General features: G+C 52.6%; 8 protein-coding genes. 4 read left to right on the top strand and 4 right to left on the bottom strand.

Features of this window, described 5'->3' with window-relative positions:
• Nucleotides 1-1,147: tetratricopeptide repeat protein (locus IQ235_RS12200; RefSeq protein ID WP_264321735.1), on the top strand; the 1,147-nt coding region annotated here is incomplete at its 5' end.
• A gap of 143 nt (nt 1,148-1,290) precedes the next feature.
• Here the strand turns inward: IQ235_RS12200 and IQ235_RS12195 are convergent.
• Nucleotides 1,291-2,331: a chlorophyll a/b binding light-harvesting protein gene (locus IQ235_RS12195; protein WP_264321734.1), complete on the bottom strand. Its 1,041-nt coding sequence runs from the start codon at nt 2,329-2,331 to the stop codon at nt 1,291-1,293.
• 76 nt (nt 2,332-2,407) lie between these two features.
• On the opposite strand from IQ235_RS12195, the gene IQ235_RS12190 reads away from it, so the two are divergent.
• Nucleotides 2,408-2,566, top strand: coding sequence for a hypothetical protein (locus IQ235_RS12190; protein ID WP_264321733.1), 159 nt, complete (start codon nt 2,408-2,410; stop codon nt 2,564-2,566).
• On the opposite strand, the gene IQ235_RS12185 is transcribed toward IQ235_RS12190, so the two are convergent.
• Together IQ235_RS12185 and IQ235_RS12180 are read right to left on the bottom strand one after the other, a co-directional pair.
• Complete coding sequence (locus IQ235_RS12185) at nt 2,524-3,636, bottom strand: chlorophyll a/b binding light-harvesting protein (protein WP_264321732.1); 1,113 nt, start codon at nt 3,634-3,636, stop codon at nt 2,524-2,526. The two genes, IQ235_RS12190 and IQ235_RS12185, sit on opposite strands and share 43 nt — an antisense overlap.
• Nucleotides 3,637-3,965: 329 nt before the next feature.
• Entirely contained in the window at nt 3,966-4,919 is a 954-nt protein-coding gene (locus IQ235_RS12180; RefSeq protein WP_264321731.1) for a class I SAM-dependent methyltransferase, read from the bottom strand.
• A 247-nt stretch (nt 4,920-5,166) separates the two neighbouring features.
• Here IQ235_RS12180 and IQ235_RS12175 point away from each other — a divergent pair, with 247 nt between their 5' ends.
• Together IQ235_RS12175 and stpA are read left to right on the top strand one after the other, a co-directional pair.
• Nucleotides 5,167-6,405: a MerR family transcriptional regulator gene (locus tag IQ235_RS12175; RefSeq protein ID WP_264321730.1), complete on the top strand. Its 1,239-nt coding sequence runs from the start codon at nt 5,167-5,169 to the stop codon at nt 6,403-6,405.
• A gap of 67 nt (nt 6,406-6,472) precedes the next feature.
• Nucleotides 6,473-7,747, top strand: a complete 1,275-nt coding sequence (stpA, locus tag IQ235_RS12170; RefSeq protein WP_264321729.1) for a glucosylglycerol 3-phosphatase — start codon at nt 6,473-6,475, stop codon at nt 7,745-7,747.
• A gap of 222 nt (nt 7,748-7,969) precedes the next feature.
• Here the strand turns inward: stpA and IQ235_RS12165 are convergent.
• A partial coding sequence (locus tag IQ235_RS12165; RefSeq protein ID WP_264321728.1) for an SDR family oxidoreductase occupies nt 7,970-8,343 on the bottom strand: 374 nt, incomplete at its 5' end.

Raw genomic sequence — 8,343 nt, 5'->3', positions numbered from 1 at the left:
CAATGGGGGAAATTTCTCCCTAGAGACAATTCACGCTGCCATTTGCGCCTACGATCGGGCGATGGAATACTTTACGGGGGAATCATCTCCATCTACCGAAACAACAACAGCGATCGCGGTGGAGTTGGGAAACCTATACTGGATGCTGTCGCGCGGGTTTGCCGAACCGGAGGAAAAATGCCGCTATTTAAAGCAAAGCCTGGAATTCCATCGATCGGTTCTCGTACAAATCAAGCCGCCACACCCCCTTTGGATGCCAGTACAGAATCACCTTGGGGGGCTGTATGCAGATTTGGCACGCTACGAAGATGCCGCAGAGAACTTACACCAATCGGCGATCGCGTTTGAGGAAGTCCTGCGCCTAAAGAATGGCGATGGAGATTCCCTTCAATATGCCACCACCCAAAATAGCCTAGGCACCACTTACTGGAGTTTGGCGCAACATCGAGAACCGGTGCGGTACTTACAACAAGCGATCGCAGCCTACTGCCAAGCACTGGAAATCTATACTCCCCAACAAAATAATCCCCAAAAAAACGCGATCGACTACGCCATGGTGCTCAATAACCTCGGCACTGCATACTGGACGCTATCGAGACACGATCGCACGTTTGAAAACTTGCTGCTGGCGGTGGATGCCTATTGCAAAGCGCTAAAACACCGCACCCGAGAAACCCTACCCGTTGGCTGTGCGGCAACGCAAAATAATTTGGCAACGGCGTACTGGCATCTAGCGCAGAGGTTTGAAGCGGAGTCGGAGCAAGCGATCGAATATTTGCAACAGGCGATCGCTGCCTACGAAACTGCCGTTACCGTAGCGGAGTCTGTGGGAGATCGAGCTTTGCCGTTCGATCTATTGGCCGCATACAATAACCTGGGACTCGCTCGCTATCAATGGGTAACGCATCCCCATTTCGATGGGACTGCCGAGTCTCGCCAAAACCATCTCGAAGCGGCTTTACAGCACCACTTGCTGGCATTAGCAGGCTGGAAACAACAACCGGAACGCTACAAAACAGCCTTGGATTTTGTCGTGCGAACGATTCGCGCTTTTTACAACGATGGAGATATTCAGACGCAAAATTTAGCGTTTTCACAACTTCCGAGTGATGTGTTGCCCGAAGTGATGAAGGGACTGTGGTATTAGACACCTAGGGAAAAAAGGGAATGGAAATTCACGATCGTGCTGCGTACAAGCGACGTACTTGGCTAAAACATAATGCGATCGAAAAATCCCGACTCGTATCGAAAGCCGGGATGAACGTCGAGCAACGTAGTTAATCGCTTCCCCTAACTGAGAACCAATACCAACACCAGCAAAGCCAGGAACCCGAAACCCACCAGAGTGGCGCGATAGGTATCCGCCTCGCTCAGACTCTGGGCTTCCATGCGCCCTTTGAGAGCGTGCCAAATGTGACCGGCTAGGAACGCAAATCCCAAGCCAAACTGGATTCCGGCAATGATACCGCGATCGAAACCGTATAAATCTGCGGGAAATACCGTGGTGTTGTAAGCAACGAAATATCCCGACACCAGACCCATCCAGCCCAATCCCGCCAGGCTGTAGGAGAGAATGGCATCACCGTTGTAGGGTAACTGAGTGCCCAAACCAAAGGGGGCTTTGACGATATGCCAAATACCGCCAGCAATGCAGATAAATCCGATCCACAGATGACCGCCAACGACATCTTCTAAATTATTAACGCTCGCCATCCCCAAAGGATTCCAAACACCGTGGTTGAGACCGAAAATATAGCCGAAAATCGTCACCGGGTTGGTGGTGGGTTCGGTAATCAGTCGGACATCGTGAATCGCCCCATCGTAAAGACCGCCCCAAGTGGTGGCTTTACCCACAAACAACAGTGCGGCCGCCCCGAGAAATAGCAGGTGATGGCCTAAAATCAAGCCCAGTTGTTTTTTATCCGTCCATTCGTAGTGAAATTTTTTCACCCATCCTCGACCGTCTTTCAAGTTGGCCGGCCCTCGGAAAACGTGGAACAATCCTCCGGCCCCCAAAGCTGCCGATGCCGCTAAGTGCAGCATCCCAACGACGAAATAGGGGTACGAATCGACAACAACTCCCCCAGCCCCCACGCCCCAACCTAATGCTGCTAAGTGGGGGAGGACGGTTAAATTTTGCTCGCCGAGGGAGAGACCTGGGTCGATTCGACTCACTTCCGATAGAGTAATCGCCCCGGCCCAAAACATCATCAATCCGGCGTGGGCAATATGAGCGCCTAACAGTTGACCGGATAGGTTGGTTAAGCGGGCATTTCCCGACAGCCAACTTAAATCTGGTTCGATGCGGGCGCTTTCGCTGGCAATAGTCATACTTGAATACCTCTTTCGTTTAGATACAGCCTTGAAAGAAGCTCCACGCAGGTGGTAGCCTGCATGAAGCACATTGGTGATAAATCCAATTGGCGCGATCGCCGGTTGTCTTTTATTTAGCTCGAGAAACCGCGCTAACAGCGCGGTAACGTTTTATCGGTTTCTGTCTCAAAGCAACGGCGATCGCAATTCTCATTCCGCCGCACCGGCTGCTGCTGCTTCCCCAGAAGCTTGAGCGGGTGCGGATTTTTTTGTTGAAGCCATCGGGGCGGCTTGAGCCATTCCCGCATTCTCCAGGGCTTTTTCGATCTGACGGAAGTCAAAGCCCATAGCGCGCAAAGCGTGCCACAGATGACCTTGCAAGAAGAAAAAGGCAAGGAAGAAATGAGCGTTCGCCAGCCACGCGCGGGACGTGTGTGCCCCCATTGGCAAGTCAACGGTGTCGGCAAAATAGGGAGAAACTCCCAGTTTGACTTCGAGCACCGGGCCGTAGAATTCTACGGGATAGGCAAGGGTATTGACTGCGCAGAAGTATGCAGCCGTGAATCCAGCCAGGGCAATTCCCGCCAGAGAGTAGGATAAAATCGCCTCGCCGGAGAAAATCAGCAGTTTCTTCGCCCAGTCGAAGGGTTCTTTGATGATGTGCCAAATGCCGCCGCCGACGAGCATCAGCCCGACGAAGATATGACCGCCCACTAAGTCTTCGAGATTATCCACCGAGGCAAAATGGGTCTGGTAGCCGTAGATAACGAAGGGGTCGAGGGTCGGTGCGGTGACGAGGCGAACGTCGCCAATGGCAGAGTCGTACAATCCGCCCCAAAACATCGCTTTACCCACCAGAAGCAGTGCCCCAAATCCCAGGAACAGCAGGTGGTGTCCCAAAATTAGTCCCAACTGTTGGGGATCGTCCCAATCGAAGTGGAACTTGCGAGCGCGACCGGAAGCTTCGCTCAAGTCGGCTTTAGCCTTGAAGGAGTGGAACAGCGCCCCCGCACCGAGAACGGCAGAGGAAATCAGATGAACGGCCCCGACGACGAAGTAGGGATAGGTATCCACCACTTCTCCGCCAGAACCCACACCCAATCCCAAAGTAGCCAGGTGAGGTAGCAAGATTAGCCCCTGCTCTCCCATGGGAACTGCGGTATCGTATTGAGATAGCTCGAATAAGGTAAACGCCCCCGCCCAGAAGACGATGAGTGCAGCTTGGGCGACGTGAGCGGCAATAAATTTTCCCGATAGGTTGGCAAAACGGGCATTCCCAGCCCACCAATCGTATTTGACTTTAGGATTACCATAGCTCTGCATTCTGCATAAATCTCCTCAATTTGTTTGTTAGTAACAACTCTCAAGAAAAGGCGATCGAAGTCCGTGTATTTTAGGCACATCGTCGTTGGAAGTAGATCGCGAGTGTTGCCAAACGATTTGCCTGCAGCCTCATAATTGTAGGCAAATCCTGTTACCTGTACCCCAGAAATTGGGTCAGTTCACTCGGCGCGATCGCCAATACCTAAGTATTCTCAGGTATCATGCACACTTTAGCAGCTTATTAGTAATAGTTCTTAATAAATAATGAAACTATTTCTCAATAACGGCACTTAGAGCCTTCAAAACCTCGATCGAGAAGACTGACATGACTAATTCCGAGTTTTCCGGCCAATTATCGTCCGGTGGCGGGGGTCGCTTGCAACTGTCGCTTGCACCTCGAAACCCGCATCAGCCATCGCTGCTTCCACATCAAAGGTATAGTAGTCGTCACTCCAGGGTTCTGTACTTTTCATCAGGACGAACAACGCCGGGGGGAGATTTTGGATGACTGGGGATTTGGGGTTATTATCGACAATCGCGATCGTTCCCCCCGGACGCAAAATTCGCAAGACCTCCTGAAAAATCTCGCCGGTGGCGCGGCGGGGCAATTCGTGAATAACAAATTGAAGGGTAACGACATCGAAAGAATTATCGGCAAAATCCGTCTCCTCGGCTTTGCCATGTTTCCACTGGGCAATTTTCCCATTCTCGTCCCGTTTCTGGGCCACTGCGAGCATATAGGGAGATAAATCTAACCCCACCGTCCGGACGGGGAGGGTTTGAGTGCTGGAATAGTAGCGATGCAAAGCGAGGGTGGAGATGCCCACAGAACAGCCGATATCGAGGATATCGCGGGCAGGGGTTGTATGGTGCTTCGCCAGCACTTGGTGAAAACTCGATCGCAGTTTTTCCTGTGCCGCCTCCCAAGTTAGTTCTTCTTTGGGCCACACCCGCAGCGCCATGGACTTTGTTGCCGACTCCGCCTCAAATGCCGCTTTCCAGCACAAATTTCCATCATCGTAGGCGTGGAAGGGGACGCGATAGTAGTCGGGATAGGCAATTTGGGGGTTGGCGATTTTGTCGTAGGTATTTTTGACCCCCGAGGCTTCTAGTTCTTGGCAGGTTTGCCGCCAGGGAATTCCATTTTTTTCCGCCGTCTTAATCAGAACTTGTCGGGCCTGATGTTTCATCACGCCGTATATCGGCTTTGTCCCGATCAGTAGGTTGACGAATCGGGAAAGGGGGTCAACGCCAGCCCAGTTGGGTTTGGTTCGATCGTTCATCGGTGTCTCTGGCAATACTTCAACGTCGCCAGTGTATCAGGACGTAAGCATTCAGGCTGGTTGACTGACAAAACTTATGGGGTAGCGCAGTGGGGGGTTTGTACGGTGAATTCTAGGCGATTGCTTCGCTGGGAATGTTGCTTGCGTGATGCCATAACCGGGTCTCGATCGCGATGTACCACCGCCGAGAAGAAGTGAAAAAGTCTTCGCCAACCCCCTTGCACCTCACGTAACGTCAGGTTCTAGGATGAATTTGTCAACCGCATTTTTGGCTCGACGAGCAGAGGCGATCGTGTCTAACTTGATGAGAATTGGCGAACTCGCCCAACAAACGGGACTTTCCATTCGCACGTTGCACTACTACGACGAAATTAATTTACTTTCTCCCCAGCATCGAACCTCAGCCGGACATCGATTGTATGGAGAAGCCGAAATTGCCCGATTGCAGCAAATCTTATCTTTGCGGCAGCTTGGCTTTTCCCTCGATGAGATTCGCGAGTGTTTGGAAAGCCCGGAATTTTCCCTACCGAAAGTAATCGACTTGCATCGCCATCGCCTTCGAGAACAAATGGCATTATCGCGGACGTTACTCGATCGCCTCAATGGCATCGCCACAGAACTCGAAACCAGTCAATCCGTTGCCGTCGAACGTTTAATTCAAACCATGGAGACTATTTCAATGACTCAACAGTATTTCACCCCCGAACAGGAAAAAGTTGTCGAAGCGCGATTTCGCGAAGAAGAAGGAAAATGGCAAGATTTACTCGATCGAGCGCGTTCTGAAATGGAAAAAGGCTCAGACCTCACCAGCCTTTCCGCACGCCGATTAGCCCGAAGTTGGCGGCAAGCCATGAAATCTCTAATTTGTGGCGACGCGCAGATTTACAAATCCCTCATCGGTATGTATCAGCAAGCCGGCCCCGAAGCCGCCAGTTGGGGCACTCTGGATACCGCGACGTTTGAATACATCCTCAAAGCGGTGTCCTTTCTCTCCCTTGCAGAAGAGATGGATATGGTCATCCCGACTGCCCAGATTTTCACCCCCCAAACCCAGGAAGTCATTCAATTGGGACAAGATACCCTTCGCCAGCTCGATATTGGGGTATTCGGCACGGAAGGTTTGCTACTGGGATTGTTGGTACAGGGCAAAAGCATTGCCGCGCGAGTGCTGGTGGAAGCAGGGGCAAACTTAGAAGCCGCCAAAGAGGCGATCGTCCAAATCCTCGCATCTCATCCCACACCCCCAGTCGATCCATCTTCCGATCGCTTGCCCTACGCCCCCAGAACCAAGCGAGTGATTGAGTTAGCCCTCGATCGAGCCGAACGGGGCGATCGCACCGGGATCGTTCCCGAAGATTTGCTACTGGCCATTTTGGACGAAGCCGCAGAAGGTGGGGGTGGTGTGGCAACCCATATCTTGCAAGAGGAGTTTGGCATCAATTTACCGAACCTCCAGCAACAGCTAAGATCGGCAAGGTCACAGTAACCGTTTCTTCACTGGCTGCGGTGTCTGCTGACTTCATCTAGCAGTCCAGTCATCTATCGAATGTAATATGGTATCTCTGTCTCAACAAAGCCTTAGCCTCGATCGCGCCGCTTTTATCGACGTACTGGCCAATACGGAAAATTTACTCGTTATCCAAGACCTCGATGGCGTTTGCATGGGGTTAGTTAAAGACCCCCTCGATCGCACCATCGATCGGGCGTACGTGGAAGCCGTCAGCGCCTTCGAGGGTCATTTCTTCGTCCTCACCAATGGCGAACATATCGGCAAGCGAGGGGTGAATGGGATTATCGATCGGGCTTATCCCGGTGTGGATGCGGCTGAGAAACAACTCTATTTACCCGGACTGGCGGCTGGGGGCGTGCAATGGCAAAATCGCGATGGCCAGGTGTCCCATCCGGGAGTTAGCGACGGGGAGTTAGCATTTCTCAAAGAGGTTCCCCAACGGATTGCAACGGAACTGCGAGAGTTTTTTGCCACCCATTCCCACGATATTTCCCCAACAGAACTCGATCGCGGCATCGAATCTTCCGTTCTCGATAACGTCGCCTCGCCGACGGCAAATCTGAATACTCTCTACGAGATGCTGTCGGAAACCGATAACCTATCGCTGTACCCAGAACTTCAGCGACGGACGGAAGCCTTAATGGATAGTTTGCTGCAAGAAGCCAGCCAACAAGGCATGGAAGACTCCTTTTTCGTCCACTACGCCCCCAATTTGGGCAGAGATAGCAGCGATCTCGAAATTGTTTGGTTTGCCGACGATCGCTCTTCGGGAACCACGGACTTTCAGTTTATGCTGCGCGGGGCGATTAAAGAGGCGGGGGTGCTGGCATTGCTCAATCGCTACTACTATCAGCGCACGGGGAAATATCCCCTCGGGGAGGATTTTAGCGCCCGCCAAGCCCCGAAATCGGAAGCGGATTTATTAACTTTAGTCGATCGACATTGCGATCGGGCATTAATGCCCACCATCATCGGTGTGGGGGATACCGTCACCAGTCAAATCGTCGAAACCCCAGACGGGCCACAAGCCAAACGGGGGGGAAGCGATCGCAATTTCTTGCAACTGATTCAAGCGATCGGTCGTATTTTCGATCGCGAGAATGTCACCGTCTACATCGATAGTAGCGGGGGCGAACTGAAAAACCGCAAACCCATTCCCTTGGCCCAAGTCGATGGCAAACTCGTGGCGACGGAAGGACCGGGGGACCCGAAAGATACCGACGATCCCCTCACCCTTAATCTGGTCTTCCCCGACGGATACCGGAAATATTGCGAAGCCTTCCAAACGGCGGCAAAACGGCGGCAAAACGGCGGGTAATGGAAAGGTGAATTCTCTTAAGAATCGAAGATTCGATCGGGTCTGGGATTGCAATCCCAGACCCATTCCCTTATTACTCCCCTCTCACCGAGGGGTTGGGGGTGGGTTCCGAAGCGCACAGTACCGTAGGGGTCAACGGCCGTTGACCCCTACAAGATTTAGAAAGACTCAACCCGAATCTCAATCGTCCTAACGGCTATGCGCGCGATCTATATTGATGCCCTATTGATGGGATTTGAGATCCGCCAACATCTGCCGCAATCCCGATCTCCAATGAGGCGGCGGCGCGCCCAAAACGGCGGCAATTTTTTGGGTGGCGAGGACAGAATAAGCCGGACGTTTCGTGGGGGTGGGATATTCGGCGGTGGTGATGGGCAACACCCGATCGATTTTCAAGGGAAATCCGAGGGATTTTGCCTCTTCAAAAATGGCCACGGCGAAATCGTACCAACTCGCCGCGCCGCTATTGGTGAAGTGGTAGGTTCCCGACAGATCCCGATGCTGCGCGACGAGTCCGGCAATGGCGCGGGCGATATCTCCCGTCCAACTAGGGGTGCCGATTTGGTCGGCCACCACCCGCAGTTCCGGGCGATCGG

The sequence above is a fragment of the Zarconia navalis LEGE 11467 genome, from assembly GCF_015207075.1.
Lineage (GTDB): Bacteria > Cyanobacteriota > Cyanobacteriia > Cyanobacteriales > Geitlerinemataceae > Zarconia > Zarconia navalis.
The sequence above is the reverse complement of the archived record's forward strand: the minus strand, read 5'-3'. Positions and strand labels throughout refer to the sequence as shown.

Bases quoted from the DNA above. Each gene is read 5' to 3' on its own strand.
- IQ235_RS12195 (WP_264321734.1), bottom strand. From the start codon at position 2,331: ATGACTATTGCCAGCGAAAGCGCCCGCATCGAACCAGATTTAAGTTGG.
- IQ235_RS12185 (WP_264321732.1), bottom strand. From the start codon at position 3,636: ATGCAGAGCTATGGTAATCCTAAAGTCAAATACGATTGGTGGGCTGGG.
- IQ235_RS12180 (WP_264321731.1), bottom strand. From the start codon at position 4,919: ATGAACGATCGAACCAAACCCAACTGGGCTGGCGTTGACCCCCTTTCC.
- IQ235_RS12175 (WP_264321730.1), top strand. From the start codon at position 5,167: ATGAATTTGTCAACCGCATTTTTGGCTCGACGAGCAGAGGCGATCGTG.
- stpA (WP_264321729.1), top strand. From the start codon at position 6,473: ATGGTATCTCTGTCTCAACAAAGCCTTAGCCTCGATCGCGCCGCTTTT.